The sequence below is a fragment of the Rhizobium oryzihabitans genome, from assembly GCF_010669145.1.
Lineage (GTDB): Bacteria > Pseudomonadota > Alphaproteobacteria > Rhizobiales > Rhizobiaceae > Agrobacterium > Agrobacterium oryzihabitans.
In genome coordinates, this window is sequence record NZ_CP048637.1 from 324669 (window position 1) to 339368 (window position 14700).

At 60.6% G+C, this 14700-nt stretch carries 7 protein-coding genes and 5 pseudogenes; 4 read left to right on the top strand and 8 right to left on the bottom strand.

Annotated features, from left to right (window positions below; all coding sequences use genetic code 11):
• Window positions 1–143: 143 nt before the first annotated feature.
• A pseudogene (locus G3A56_RS27200) lies at window positions 144–1811 on the top strand (IS66 family transposase).
• 370 nt (window positions 1812–2181) lie between these two features.
• Here the strand turns inward: G3A56_RS27200 and G3A56_RS27205 are convergent.
• Both G3A56_RS27205 and G3A56_RS27210 read right to left on the bottom strand, forming a co-directional pair.
• Window positions 2182–2613: a type II toxin-antitoxin system PemK/MazF family toxin gene (locus G3A56_RS27205; RefSeq protein ID WP_164056908.1), complete on the bottom strand. Its 432-nt coding sequence runs from the start codon at window positions 2611–2613 to the stop codon at window positions 2182–2184.
• The gene (locus G3A56_RS27210; RefSeq protein ID WP_125271659.1) at window positions 2600–2878 is read right to left on the bottom strand and encodes a type II toxin-antitoxin system Phd/YefM family antitoxin; all 279 of its coding nucleotides are present in this window, start codon (window positions 2876–2878) and stop codon (window positions 2600–2602) included. Before G3A56_RS27210 ends, G3A56_RS27205 begins: the two co-directional genes overlap by 14 nt.
• Window positions 2879–2955: 77 nt before the next feature.
• On the opposite strand from G3A56_RS27210, the gene G3A56_RS27215 reads away from it, so the two are divergent.
• Entirely contained in the window at window positions 2956–4116 is a 1161-nt protein-coding gene (locus G3A56_RS27215) for a site-specific integrase (protein WP_162750716.1), read from the top strand.
• A 118-nt stretch (window positions 4117–4234) separates the two neighbouring features.
• On the opposite strand, the pseudogene repC reads toward G3A56_RS27215, so the two are convergent.
• The 5 genes and pseudogenes from repC to G3A56_RS27240 form a co-directional block, all read right to left on the bottom strand.
• Window positions 4235–4381: pseudogene (repC, locus tag G3A56_RS27220) on the bottom strand (replication initiation protein RepC); the annotation flags it as partial.
• 33 nt (window positions 4382–4414) lie between these two features.
• Window positions 4415–5008 carry a recombinase family protein gene (locus G3A56_RS27225; RefSeq protein WP_164056909.1) on the bottom strand — a complete coding sequence of 198 codons (594 nt, stop codon included), beginning with the start codon at window positions 5006–5008 and terminating at the stop codon, window positions 4415–4417.
• A 126-nt stretch (window positions 5009–5134) separates the two neighbouring features.
• A complete protein-coding gene (locus G3A56_RS27230) occupies window positions 5135–8104 on the bottom strand; it encodes a Tn3 family transposase (protein ID WP_164056968.1) in 2970 nt (989 codons plus the stop codon).
• A 16-nt stretch (window positions 8105–8120) separates the two neighbouring features.
• Complete coding sequence (locus G3A56_RS27235; protein WP_003501158.1) at window positions 8121–8726, bottom strand: recombinase family protein; 606 nt, start codon at window positions 8724–8726, stop codon at window positions 8121–8123.
• Window positions 8727–8912: 186 nt separating this feature from the next.
• Window positions 8913–9866 (bottom strand): annotated as a pseudogene (locus G3A56_RS27240) (ParB N-terminal domain-containing protein); the annotation flags it as partial.
• Window positions 9867–10172: 306 nt separating this feature from the next.
• On the opposite strand from G3A56_RS27240, the pseudogene G3A56_RS29740 reads away from it, so the two are divergent.
• Both G3A56_RS29740 and G3A56_RS27250 read left to right on the top strand, forming a co-directional pair.
• Window positions 10173–10474 (top strand): annotated as a pseudogene (locus G3A56_RS29740) (type II toxin-antitoxin system MqsR family toxin).
• 1 nt (window position 10475) lies between these two features.
• Complete coding sequence (locus G3A56_RS27250; RefSeq protein ID WP_164056911.1) at window positions 10476–10907, top strand: type II toxin-antitoxin system MqsA family antitoxin; 432 nt, start codon at window positions 10476–10478, stop codon at window positions 10905–10907.
• On the opposite strand, the pseudogene G3A56_RS27255 reads toward G3A56_RS27250, so the two are convergent.
• A pseudogene (locus tag G3A56_RS27255) lies at window positions 10904–14700 on the bottom strand (lactate dehydrogenase); the annotation flags it as partial. The gene G3A56_RS27250 and the pseudogene G3A56_RS27255 overlap by 4 nt on opposite strands.

The window sequence follows — 14700 nt, forward strand, 5'->3', positions numbered from 1 at the left end:
GCCAGTAATCCGGGTAAGTGGGGCAGAATCGTTGGCAACTTGCTCGGCGCTCCTGCAATGAAATGTGCATAACGTCGACCTTCGGCAGACGCTGTCGGCTGCAGGGATTCCCCAGGCGGGGCAAATCATGATTCGATTCCGCCATGACCAGACGGCTCCCCTCCCCCGAGCATGCCGACACGCTTTCGCTGAAGGCGTTGCGCAGTTTGGTGACAGGCCTTGTCGATCGGGTCGAGGGTCTGTCCACTGAGGTCAAGGACCTGCGTGAGGAGAACGCGGCCCTTCGCGAGGACAGCGAAACCCTCCGGCTCGAGAATGCGCGGCTGAAGGTCGACAATCAATTGCTGCGGGACGAGATCGCTCGCCTCAAGGATCTGCCGCCTCGGCCACCGTTTCGCCCGTCCGGGATGGACAAGGCAACGGACGGCGCGCCGGCCGAGAGACCGGGACGAAACAGAAAGCCCCGCGGACCAAAGCTCGATGTGAAGCGGATCAGCCGGGAGGAGATCGTGCGGATCAACCCGCCGGCGGGATCACGCTTCAAGGGCTACCGCAGTTACATGGTGCGCGACCTCGTGCTGACGGCCGAAATCGTGCGATACCGCCGCGAATGCTGGATCACACCGGAACGAAGGATGGTTCTGGCACCGCTTCCCGCCGGTGTCGGCGGCTATGGTTCAAATCTCAGACGGCTCTGCCTGATGCTGCATTCCCAGGGGCAGATCACAACACAACGGCTGACGACCTTGCTGAACGATATCGGTATCGACGTGTCGAAGCGTCAGATTGTGAGGCTTCTGACCAGAGGAATGGATGGCCTGGCTGCCGAGGATGCGGCGGTGCTGCATGCCGGATTGGTGTCATCCCAATACGTCACCGTCGATGATACCGGCGCCTTTCATTCCCATAATCCTTGTCACGCCACACAAATCGGCGGTCCGAACTTCACCGTTTTCCGCACCACGCCCTCGAAGTCACGCCTCAACTTTTTGTCGCTGCTGCGCGGCAATTATCAGGACTATGTGCTCAACGATGCGGCCTTCGATTATCTCGCCCAGCGGCATGGCACCGACCCGGCTATCGTCGCGAGACTTCGAACGCGAAGTCCGCAGCGCTTCTGCAATGAGGTCCCGTTCCTTCACTATCTCGCGAGCAAGGGGATCGACATCTTCGACAAGGAAAAGATCCGCCCGCTCGCCGAAGCCGGCATCTGGGGTGCCATCCGCCGTCATGGCCTGATCGGCAACACGGTCATCGTGTCCGATGATGCCGGCCAGTTCCGCGTCAGTAATCACGCGCTCTGCTGGGTCCATTCAGAACGGCTGCTGCAGAAGCTGATGCCATCGACGCCCAGAGAGGCACGGCATGTCGAGACCATCCGCGACCTGATCTGGCGTTTCTATCGGGCGCTGAAAGCCTATCGGCAAAGGCCCGAAGCGCGGTTCGCAATCGCTCTCGAAGCCAGGTTCGACCGCATCTTTGCGATCCGCACAGGCTAGGGTGATCTCGACAAGCTCCTGTTTCGGCTGTCGCGCCGCAAGGCCGAGCTGTTGCGGGTGCTGGAACGTCCGGAAATCCCACTTCACACGAATGCTTCGGAAAATGACCTACGCAGTTTTGTCATCAAGAGGAAAATCTCCGGCGGTACGATGAGCCGTGACGGCCGCATTGCCCGCGACACACTGCTTGGGCTGATGACGACGTGCCAGAAGCTCGGCCTGTCGTTCTGGCATTATCTGGGTCACCGGCTGGGGATCGGTGGCTCGGACGTTATCCCGCCTTTGGCGACCTTGATCGCAGCGCGGGCCTAAGCCCCCTCCCCTCCCGAACCTGAAGGCTCCAACGTCAGCGCTGCGGCGCGCGTCAGGCGGAGCGAATTGGCTTCGCGTTCGGCAGTGCCATCGAATTTGCCCCACTTACCCAAAATAGTCGAAACTTCCGATTTTCGGGAGCTTCTAAGCTCCTGAATTCATGGTTAACGATCGGTTAAACGAATGATATATCGGCCTTGTGGTTCGCCACTCGCGACGATCGTAAACAAGGCCTTTAAATTCCGATAAGTAATCCTTATCGGTGGTGATTGATTTCGCACTGTTGAAGGCGTAAAGTCGTGCCAAATCACGGCGAAGATCACAGCGGGATGCGTAGATCTTGATGACGAACAACAGGATGAAGAGCAGCTCAATCGCTGCGCATGGTCGCCTTGTGCCGCTGGCTTCTCGCGAGCTCAACGAACCGGCGCTTCACCTCTTCAAAGAGTGCCGGAGGTAGCGGCCCGTGATACCCGCTCTCGCTATCGACAGGCCGAACGTCGGGCCCCGGCCAGACGAAACGATTGCTTTCAGTCAACACGATCCACGACCGTTCGTCGTCGAGACCCAGGCGGCGCTTGGTGGCCGGCGGGATTTCGATGGCTTCGTCGGGATCGGACGGTGGGGAATGCGTGATCGGCAGGACACGTACTGCAGGCGTCCCGTCCTCAAGCGTCGCAACAATGGCCAGCACCAGAGCGGGGCGGTCCTTGTCACCCTCTTCCCGTCCGTCCAGATGCTGCCAATGCCAGAGATAGGAATAGCGAAAGACCCAGCCGACCTTCGGTTCAGTCGGCAGCATTCTTGTCCATCAGCAGTTCGGCATTGAGATGATCCAGGCCCGGCTCCATCGTCGAAGCCTCGATCGCCGCAAGCTCGTCGTCAGTGATCGCAGCCGTCAGATCGACCCGCCGATCGCGCTTGGCGAGGCGCAGATAATCTTCATAGGCCATGAGCACTGTACGCGGCCGGCCGTTCTTGGTGATGATGACCGGCTCTCGCACGGCCGCATCCTGGTAGGCGCCGAAATTCTTCGAAACCGCAGCTGCTGTCACAATCGACGTCATGGCAGATCTCCTTTGTTCCGGAATATACGGGCTTTCCGGAACTTTTGCAAATGTGCTCCTGAAAGTGACGGAATACGATGACGCGAAAGCCACTAACATCCAAATCGACCGACGATGTGGTTACGCGACGTGTGGAAGAACTCGATACCATCGCTGCCGTACTCCCAATGGAACGCCGTGACGAATTGGCTGAGCTCCTGACGGACCAGGATGTCGAGACGCTCCGTCATCTCGTCAACGAAGGCATGGGCGCAAATACACTGCGCGCGCTCACCTCCGATCTCGCCTACCTGCAGGCCTGGTCGCTGGCGGCATCAGGACGATCACTCGCCTGGCCCGCGCCGGAAGCGCTGCTGCTGAAGTTTGTCGCTCATCACCTCTGGGATCCGGAAAAGCGTCTGACGGATCCGGATCATGGCATGCCGGCCGAGGTCGAGGACAAGCTTCGCCTCCAAGGGTTTCTCCGTTCTTCAGGCCCCCATGCACCCGACACCGTGCGCCGACGTCTGGCAACCTGGTCGACGCTGACCAAATGGCGCGGACTGCAAGGTGCCTTCACCTCCCCTGCCCTCAAGTCGGCCATCCGGCTGGCGGTGCGTGCAACGCCACGCCCGAAGCGGCGCAAGAGCGTCAAGGCCGTGACAGGCGATGTCCTGTCGAAGCTGATTGGCACCTGCCGGGCCGGCAGCCTGCGCGATGTCAGGGACAAGGCGATCCTGATGGTTGCCTTTGCCTCCGGTGGGAGGCGCCGCAGCGAAGTGGCGGGGCTGCGTAAGGAGCAGTTGGTCATGGAAGCACCTATCCCGGTTGAAGGATCAGCTCCCCTGCCCTCGCTGTCCATTCAACTCAGCCGCACCAAGACCAGCGGCGCCGACAACGAAGAGGTTGTCTACCTCACCGGCCGGCCCGTCGATGCGCTGAATGGCTGGCTCGAGGCCGGCAGGATCGAAAGCGGCAGTGTGTTCCGGGCGATCGATCGCTGGGGCAATGTCTCAAAGCGCGCGCTGGATCCGAAAGCCATCAACGATATCGTCAAGCAGCGCGCCTTCATGGCAGGGCTGGACCCGGCGGAGTTTTCCGCCCATGGCCTGCGCTCCGGCTACCTGACCGAGGCAGCCAATCGCGGCATTCCGCTTCCAGAAGCCATGGAGCAATCCCGGCATCGATCGGTTCAGCAAGCATCCGAATACTACAATAGCGCAACGAGACGGAGTGGCAGAGCAGCCAGGCTGCTCTAGTTCGGTGATGCTCTCTCATGGGAGGGCGCGCCAGCTATAAACCGTGGAACGAGTGCTGTATGAAATGCGGCGCCACTGCCGTACGATCATGCCTCTACCTGGTACCTCGTATAACCCATCACCCCGTTTTCCGATCGCCGTTCGCATTGGCACGCATCAGTGACATTAGCATCGGTCCCAGCCCGAACTCCCCTGCCCGCGCTCGGCGCGTGAGATCGCGGAGATATCCACCTGCCGAATTGATGTGCCCTGCCCTCTCCAAGATGGGGTCGGAACAAGGTCTGTTCAAAATCCTGCGCTAAGGTCGAACGGAGCGTGAACCCTCGTCGCGAACCCGCATAATGGTCTGCCGGCTGGTCGCGAATTTTCTGGCGATCGCCGAAACGCTCATGCCCATCGCGAGATCGTTGCGGACACCCTGCTTCTGTTCATCGTTGAGCGTGAAGGGCCGGCCGAGGGTCTTGCCTTCCGACTTGGCGCGCTTGAGACCGGATTGTGTCCGCTCGATCAGCAAATCCCGCTCGAACTGCGCAACGGCATTGAGCACGTTCATGGTCATAGTGCCGGACGAGCTGGTGAGGTCGGCTCCGCCGAGCGCGAGGCAATAGACGCGCACACCCATTTCGGCCAGCGTCCTGACGGTGGTGCTGACGTCGATCGCATCACGGCCGAGGCGGTCGAGCTTTGTCACGATCAGAATGTCGCCGGACTCCAGCTTGTCCATGAGCCGGGAAAAGCCGCGGCGCTGCGCGATGGCGGTGCTGCCGGAAACCGTCTCGGTGACAATCCGGCGCGGTTCGACCTGGAAGCCGGCGACTCCGATTTCCTGAAGCTGGTTTTCGGTGGTCTGTCCTGTCGTGGAGACGCGGACATAGGCAAAGGTGCGCGGCATGAGGGCAATTTTGTCCGAATAGGCTGTCCAAAATATCGCCTCTGTTCATAAGCCTGTCAAGATAATTTGTGGACAGCGTGTTCCGCCCCTGTAGGGGCTCCGTGGGCATTTCTACATTAATACACGCTAAGGGAATTTGAAGTTGTTTGGATTGAAGCGGTTAGCCCGGATTGGCCTGAAGCGTTCGAGGGGTCGGTCAATTTCGTTCCAGAGGTAGTCGCCGGTGAGCGCGATATGCGCCCATGGTAGTGGTGCGACCTGGGAGAGCAGCTCGTCCGGAATGATAATACCCTGACTGCTGATATAATCGACAGCACGGCTGAGATAGACAGTGTTCCACAGGATGATGGCGTTGACGACGAGGTTAAGACCGGACGCGCGGTAAGCCATGGTTTCGGCGACGCGGTTGCGCAATTCGCCGAGCTGGTGGAGGAAGATGGCGCGTGCGAGAGCATGACGGCTTTCACCCTTGTTGAGGATCGCATGCGATCTGCGGCGCAGTTTCGTATCGAGCAGCCAGTCGCAGATGAAGATCGAGCGTTCTATCCGGCCCATTTCGCGCAGGGCCTGGTTCAGCCGGTTTTGTCGCGGCGACGCTGCCAGCTTCTTGAGGATGACGGAAGGCGGCACCAAACCTGCAGCGATCGAAGCCTTCAGCCGCAAGACCTCATCCCAGTGGTGCTCGACGACATCCATGTTGACGGTTCCAGCGATCAGCGCGTCGAGCGGTTCGTAAGCCGGATCGCGATCAATGACAAAGAGCCTGCGATTGCCGAGATTGCGGATACGGGGAATGAGCCTGTAGCCAAAGGCGTGGAACATGGAGAACGTCGTTTCGGTGGCGCCAGCGGTATCGGTTGCGTGCTCATAGATTTCGACGGAGCTTTCGTTGTGAAGGAGGCCGTCGAGAACGTAGGGGGCTTCGCCCTCGGATGCCTGGATCATGCGGGAGAAGAAGGAAGCAAAACGGTTGGACAGGAAGCCATAGATCGACGCCCCCGGTCGCTTGCCGTATTTTGCATTGTAGTCGAGGCTGGCTTCGCCACGCCCGCCAGCCGGAAAGAACTGTCCGTCCGAGGAGGAGATATGGCCGTCACCCCAGATCGCGGCAAAGGGATGGGCCTGCTGCGCATCGACCAGCACGGCGGTCGCCGTGGCGTAGGTTTCCGATCGCATATGCCTGTCCACCATCAGCATCATCTGGTGGATCGTGACGCCGCGTGAGCTTTCCGCCATACGTTCGGCTCCGGCATTGGTGGCGTCGGCAAGGATCGCTGCCATCAGCGCTGCCTCGTCGTTTGCCGTCTCACCGGTACGATAATGCGTGAAGCTGTCGAGGAATTTGGTCCAGCTTTGCACCTCGGCAAGCAGGCTGGTGATCCTGATCCGTGGCACCAGAACATATAGTCGGCGGCTGAGCGCGACGATGCTGTCGCGCTCCTCCTCGCGGATCGGCGAGAGCGACAGGCCCTTGTCGGAAATCGCTGCATCCGGAATAGCATTGGCAGCCGCCGCCTTTGCCAGCTCTTTCAGCTTCGCATCGAGCGTGGCGGTCCGTTCTGCTCGCCATTCGGCAAAGCTGTCGGGGAGTGCGAGCCCGAGCCGCCCCTCGGCGCGCATCAGCTCGAAGATCGGCCGAGGCAGAAGATAATCCTCGAAACTGCGCCATGCCCGGCTGCCTTCGACCCAGATGTCACCGGCCCTCAGACGCTCTCGCAGGTGAACGAGGACCGCCACTTCCCAGGCGCGCAGGTCGATATCGGCACTGTTCGGGCGCACGCAGCGTCGCCATTTGCGGGTCAGAAAGGCGAGCGGCACCTGCGCCGGCAATTTCCGGCCGCCATAGAGCGCGCGCAGATGGTCCACTGCTACAAGGATCGGATCATCAGCACGAAACGACCGGAACGAGAACGTGCGGAACATCAGTCTGCCCAGCTTGCGCAACGATTTGTGCCGCTTGATGAGCTCGTCGAATTCGTTACTGCGATCAGGGTGGACGACAGATCTGGCTGCCGCCATGCTGGCGACCAATCCGTCCCAGCCGAGGGAGGCTGCGATCGCCGATGCAAGATCGGTTTTGCTCGCACGAGCGGCCAGAAGCGCCTCGCCGAGCTTGAGATGCTCAAGCGCCACCCCATCAAGAACCTCGGCCTCTTTTAGCCGGCGTTCCGTGCGGCTGATCTCGGCCTTGCGGCGGTTGCTCCCAATCATTTTGCAGAACATGTCGATCGTCAGGTCGGTGATCGACGCCTGTCTCTCGATGACGAAGGCGGCCAGCGTGGCGTAGCGACGTTCGGATGTCAGGCGTCGTATCTCCCGGGCATGCAGAATGCGTGCATCCCTGGCGATGATGCCGTAGCGATTGGCATGGATCGTCTTGCGACGGTCGTCGGGAATGGCGGCTGAGCGCAATACCTCGAGGCGGGCGATCAAGCCTTTGAGGTTCTTCAGCTTCGCCCCTTCAGGTGCTTCCGCAATCCAGCCAAGGTGGCTCCGATCGCCGGCCCGCTCAGCGAGGAGCTGATCAAGCGCCTCGATCGAAGGCTGCTCCAGATCCCGGATCAATTCGCGATAGGCTTGTCGACGCGCCGCCGCCCGGCCGGCCAGTGCCAGACGGATCAGCAGCTCCGGCATAGGAACGAGCAACTTTCGTTCCTTCAAGGCTTCGATCACGGCCTTGGCGATCGGCGCACCTTGTTCAGTGGCCGCCGCCTCGCGTGCCGCCGCCGTTATCAACTCGCGATAGTCACTCGTCCGGACAGGCTGAAGCTCCAGTGCAGAGACGATCTCGCGCGCGTGTTCCCGGCGCGTTTCGTCGCGCTGGGCGTAGAACTCGAACACTGCAGGGTCGATGCCCAGCTGGTCGGCGACAACAGAGACAACCGCCTGAGGTGGAACTTCGCCTATTCGCAGCAGACGGCCCAGATCACGCACCAGTGCGAGTTGGATCGCAAAGCCAAGCCGATTATGCGACCGGCGATGTTCCTTGACGAAGACAATATCCTCGGAAGTCAGTGCATAGCGCGCTTGCGCATCTTCATAAGCTTCGGGTGGTTCGAATAAAACGGCACGCGATTGCTCATCGAGAAACGCCATCAGCCACGGTCACTCGTCAAACTACGGTTTCGGGCGTGCCGGTCTTGCCGGGGCCTGTCCATCCAGTCCGCTTCAACGTGTCGATCAAGGTCGAGCGCGCCACCTTGAACGTCCGGCACACGGACGCCTTGCTGGCGCCAGCTTCCAAAGCAGCTAGAACCTGCTCGACCTTTTCCGCATCGATCGTTGGAGGTCTCCCGCCCTTACGGCCACGTCGGCGAGCCGCCGCCAGGCCGGCATTGACCCGCTCGGTGATCAGCACTCTCTCGTATTCTGCAAGCGAGCCGAACAGGTTGAACAGAAACGCGCCGTGCGAATTCGTGGTGTCGATCGCCTCCGTGAGAGATCGGAAGGCGACACCACGTTCCTTCAAATCCTCGACGATACGGATCAAGTGGGAGAGTGACCGGCCTAACCGATCTATCTTCCAGACGACCAGGACATCGCCTTCGCGCAATTCGCCGAGGCATGCCTTCAGACCCGGCCGGTCATCACGCGCTCCGGAAGCGCGATCCTGATGGAGATGGCGCTCATCGACCCCGGCCGCGAGCAGGGCATCGCGCTGCAAGGCAACCGACTGGCGCTCGTCACTACTCGATACCCGCATGTAACCGATCAACATGTGCGACAAACCTCAAATCAGGTGTTGCCGCACAGCCTAACATTCCGACAGGGTTTGTCGCGCAAAAAATGGCCCTATTGCGTGGCCAGTTTGCCCCGCGATCACGGTGAGCGGAAATCATGTGTTTCCCGTCACCTGCAAAATGCCCTTAGCGTGTATTAATGTAGAAATGACCACAGAGCCCCTAGACGAATTGCCCTTCGCCCTCTTCTTCTCCTCGGGCATCCGATAAGCGACCGACTGCACCTTGCCGTCCCGGTCGAGATACATGGCGACATGATCGGACTTCGACGGCTTGCCGTAGACGCGCTCCGCCTTCTTCGGCAGTTCCGGCTGGCCCCAGTTGTTGACGTCGACGATCGTGCCCTTCTTCGGCAAGTTCGATGTCATCCATTCCTGCTGGGCGCCAAGGAATGCTTCGACATTGGTCGTATAGCGGCTGTCCTGATCGGCAGGCGCGAACAGGTCCTCGACCCATTCGATCCCATAGGCTTGTGCGAGATCGTCCCCGAAGCTCGCATCCCTGGCGAACATGCGGGTCTTGGAGAGCGCACGCGCAATATTGTACCAGTCGGCCCGCTCGGACTTCTTGGGCTTATTGGCCTTCCAGACCTCTTTCTGCTCGTCGAGCGAGGCTGCGGCAATGGTCCGGAGCTGCTGCTCGTTCGGCATGTCGCCCAGCCCCATCTGATCTAGCATGGCGGGCAACACATTGGCGAGAAGCCTGAGCTTCCTGATCTGGCGGACCGGCAATGCGAGCGCGACGCCGATCGCTTCCTCGGTCCAGCCGAGTGCAACGAGGCGCTCGATGCCGCGCCATTGATCGACAGGATTAAGCGGCTCACGGGCGATGTTCTCCACCATCGAACGCATGGCGCCATTGTCGTTGGCCGCTTCAACGACAAGAACCGTGATTTCCTCGAGCCCGGCCACGATCGCCTGCTTCACGCGGCGGTGTCCGGCCTGGATGATATAGCCATTGCCGCCATCGACTTCCGGCGAGACGACCGGAGGCTGGATGATGCCGACAGCCTTTACCGTCGCCAGCAGCAGCGCATCGGATTGCGGAGACGATTTCGAGCGGCGGGTGTCGTCGGGATTGTCCTTCAGAGCACGGGGATCAAGCTTGAGGATCTGCATTGGATTTTTTCCTTCCGTGATATCGGAACCGGCACCTCACCGGTCCTTCATGCCTTCAGTTCTTTCCGAAGACATCTCCCGGACCGCAGGGCGGGCACACCGGCGCAACTGCGCCCGAGCGGCCCTGGCTGTCAGGGCGAGCGGGGCAAAGCCTTGCGAGAACGACGGCAGGGTTGCGCAGGGGGCGGTTGAGCGAAGCGTCGCCGCGTAGGCCGGTCTGCGAGAGGGGTTTTCCTTTTCCTCCCTTCCCTCTTTTGCTCATCTTGAATTGCCACCATTAAGGTGGCATATTGAGGAATGGAAAAAATGCGGCCGACATACGATCTCGAAGCAATCAAGGCTGCATTCGGATCCGTGCAGGCTTTGGCGATCACGACAACGGCCCTTCGTGACGCAGCGTCTCTCGGCTATGATCGCTCTGCCATCGTTTCAACGATCGGAGGATCGACCGGCGCATGTTTTACAAGTCGATGACGACCAATGCCGATCATCGCGTCTGGCAGGACGTCTACCATGTTCCCGTGCCGGACGAAGACATGGTGCTCTATGTAAAGTTCCAGGCGGACGTGATCACCGAATTCCGGGTCATGTCGTTCAAGGAGAAATAGGATGGCATCTGCGGAAAAGATACTGCCCGACACAATGGTCTCTCCGGAGACCAGCGAGGTCCTGCGCCGTGACGTTCGCCCGTTCGTTGTGACCTATAAGGGCAAGAGCAGGACGGTCGATCTTCCCGGTTATTATCCGGAAAACGGCGACGACGGCGTGCATGTCGGCGACGACATGGAGGTGACGGATGCGGCGCTGCGCGCGCTTAAGGAAGAGGTCGAGGGTATTCCCTCACCTACCACGATCCGGCGCGTGCGACAGAAACTGAACCTGTCGCAGCGGGAGGCAGGAGGCATTCTCAAGGTCGGTGAGAACGCCTTCGACAAGTACGAACGCGGACTGGTCGAGCCGAGCGGGCCGACCAGTCAGTTGCTGCGTCTCCTTGACCGTCACCCGGAGCTCGTCGAGGAGTTGCGTCAACAGACCGGCTAAGCGGCCGTCCTTACGGTGTCCGCGCCGTCGAGCAGGGAGTTCGCGAGCGCTTCCTCGACTTCTCGGAGCTTCCGGCGCTTGTCGACCAGCTCATCGGCGAACGCGAACTCCCCGCCCTGCCGTGATTGATAGGAGGTCAGCCGGCGTCGATATTCTTCCAGCCGCTGGCGATAACGTTCCCGCTCGTCGTCGAACCCGTCGAGGAATGTTCGAGGCGCGAAATCGCTCCGAGCGGCGTGACAGTTACCGGCAACTCGATCTCGTAGTCGGCGCCCGTGCGCTGGAGCAGCGTCTGGTAGTGGTAATTGTCCCCACGGCCGAACTCTCTGCGGAACAAACGAGATCGAACCCACCTATCCTCGCGATGTGGATCTCCCCTGTTGCTGTAGCTGAACCAGAGTGAGGATTTCCTTCATCAGCGCTCGCCCAGCTTCCTTGCGCTCCGTATATGGCTTGCCCGCCACGGTCATGACGAAGCTTTCGCCTGACGTCGGAAGCAGCCGTTCGATATCCTGGCCGATCTCATCGATCCGCCGGGTCGATATCTCGATCTCACGCTCGGCATCACGCATCTGCCGACGAACGGCATACTGATCGTCTTCGTGGGCAGCGCGCAGCCGCTCGAGCCGCGCGATGTCAGCTTCCAGTCCGGCCTTCTGCATCAGCCGCTCATCGCCGGAAGCGATCGCCTTGGCCATGGCGAACTGGTTAGCCGCCCCTTCGCTGACATCCTCCAGGCGCCGGATCGAGGGGTCGCCGGAGAGGGCGGCAGCGATGAATCGCGCCTTGCGCTCATTGTTCTGCCACATGGAGGCGTCCAGCGAGCCTTCCGTGGCATAGGCGTAGATATCGACCTCCTCATGCTGGTTGCCCTGGCGGACGATACGTCCCTCGCGCTGTTCGATCTGCGAAGGCAACCACGGCACATCGAGATGGTGCAGCGCCTTGAGCCGAAGCTGGGCATTAACGCCAGTGCCCATTGTCTCCGACGAGCCGATCAGGAAGCGAACCTTGCGGCTCGGACATCGCCGAACAGCCGCTGCTTGGCCTCGGTTTTTTTTGTGATCCTGCATGAAGGCGATCTGGGATGCAGGCACGCCAAGCCGGATGAGCTCGTCACGAATGAAGCGATAGGCCGAGAAGCCGCGCGATTTTTTCGACATTGATCGTGCCGAGATCGGAAAAGATCATCTGCGCGGCGCCCGGCAGCTCAAAGTCCTTACCGTCCGGGCGACGGTAGATGGCTTCTCCAGTCTCCTTCAGATCCGGTATGCATTGCGGAGAGCAATTGAGCTTATTGTTTTCCTCGTTCTCCGCGGCCGGCATGACGAAACGAAGATCGATGGCCGCATGGCGCCCATCGGTGATGACCGAGAGCAGGATGTCGTCGCCCCGGCTTGGCCGGTCCTCCCTCTGTTCGATCGCCTTGATGCGCGCGTCGAGCATCTGCTGATAGGTCTTGAACAGCGCCGTCGGCTTGGCGGTCAGGATCTGCCGACGCCCTGTCGAGATATCAGGCACCTTCACATATTGCCGGAGATCCTCTGGCATCACCACATCGCGAACGAGCGGAACATGGCGATCAGCTCGGGACGTTGACGAAGGAAAGCGAAGCGGCTGACGGGCTTGTATTTACCCGATGGCTGGATTTCGAGTTCGGTCGTCGTATCGCCAAAGCAGGATGCCCAGGCATCGAACTCGTGCAGTCCTCGCTCGGCAAGTGCTTCATGGCCGAGCAGGCGCTGGATGGAAAACATCTCGCCAAGTGTGTTGGTGATCGGCGTTCCAGACGCCAGCACCAACGCCCGGCCGGGTTCTTGGTCTCGATGTAACGGGACTTCACATAGAGATCCCAGGCGCGCTGCGAGCCGTTCGATCGATGCCCTTCAGCGTCGACATGTTGGTGGCGAAGGATAGCTTCGCGGAATTCCTGCGCCTCGTCAACGACGATCTGATCTATACCGATCTCGGAGATGGTGAGAAGATCGTCCTTGCGAGTGGCGAGGCCTTCGAGCCGCTCCTGCAGTCCTCCTTCAACCGCTCGAGCCGCTTGCGCGAGACGCGGTCTTCGCTATCGACCTTGGTCAGCAGATCCTCGTACAGCTGCAATTCGTCCTGATCATCTGTTGTTCGAAGCCGAGGCACGCGGATGAACCGGAACGCCGAATGGGTGATGATGATCGCATCCAGGTGGCGGTCGCCGCCCGCGACAGGAAGCGGCCCGCTTGTCCTTGGTGAAGTTCGTCTCATCGCGACCAGAATGCGCGCGTTCGGATAAAGCGCCAGGAACTCGCGTGCGGCCTGGGCCAGGCAATGGCCGGCACGACCAGCATCGCCTTGGCGATCAGGCCGAGACGGCGTTGCTCCATGATCGCAGCCGCATCGTCATCGTTTTCCCGGCGCCGACGGCATGCGAGATAGGTCGAGCCATCGGCGATGATCCGCCAGATGCCGCGTTTCTGGTGCCCATAAAGAACAAAGGCGCTGAGGCGCCGGGTAGCTTCAGATGTGAGCCGTCGAATTTACGCGGCGCGATATTGTTGAAAACGGTCGTTGTAATCGCGGCCAGCCGGTCGGTGCGATCTGGATCGGTCCAGACCCAGTCCTGGAACGCCTGCTTGATCCTTTGCAGCTTGTCGCGGGCGGCCTCGGTATCGACGACATTGAAACCCGGCGCTCGCCGTCGCATCCTTGAACACGTCGAAGATCTGCGGCACGCGGCTGTTGAGAGCATCGGCGAGCAATTCCCCGCATGGCGGCGGCTGGTGCCCACTCCGACGTGCCGGCGGCCGAATAACCAAGCTGACGGCCTCCACCGTCCAGATCCGAGTTCCGGCATATGGTGGATTCGGATATCGGCTTCCATCGTCTCCTTGATGAAGGCGACACATCGGCCGCCGGGATCCAGGGTGCACCGAGACGGGCGGTGATGTCCGACGGTCGCAGATCGGCCGCTGCACATCCTGAAGCGCCCGCACGTTGCGCTCATAGGCCGGGTCGAGCTCGGCCGCTGCTTGCGCTGCGGCGAGCTTGGTGCGACGGCCCGGAGAGATAGGCATCGGCCGTCTGCCAGGATCCATCGGCAGGATCGCGAAATACTTCATCACCCAGCTCATCGACCACAGTCGCGGATCACTATGGAGCAGCTCCGCGATGTGATCAATATCGACGCAGCACGCTCGTTCAGCACGACGGCGAGCGCGTCTGCAGGCGAAGCGATAGTCGGCGCGCGGCGGAGCAATCACACGTTCGGAAAAAATCGGACCTGGCTTGGCCGTGTCGGTCTCCAGATCATAGTCTCGATCGATGCGACGAGCCAGCAATCGGGATCGTCGCGGAAGGGTGCGAGATTCGGCTGGCGATGAGTCTCCTTGACCTCGCCGTCTCCACATCTCCTGGATCGAGACGGTCGTATGGTTGATCGGCCCGAAGTCGCGCACGAAGCTTGACCAGGCAATGCGTAGGCGGACTGAAGATCGCGCCATGGCCGGTCGTTTCCTGGCTTCAGCACTCGCGCACGGCGTCACGGATCGGGATCAGCTTGGTGATGATCGGATATGCTCTCAGAAATCCCATCGCCGAGCGACCCTTGCGCATGGTGACAGGTACGGCGCCCATCGAGCATCTGCATCAGCCTTCGATCGGTCGAGGAAGAAGCTGCCCCTCTCGGATACCGCTGTCTCTCGGCTGGAGATCAATGATCTCCCCAAGTTCGTCCTCCAGATCGATATCGACCTGCGTCGGCTCGCCGTCATAGAGATCGGCCGCAGGAGATCGATCGTTGCGGCAAGGG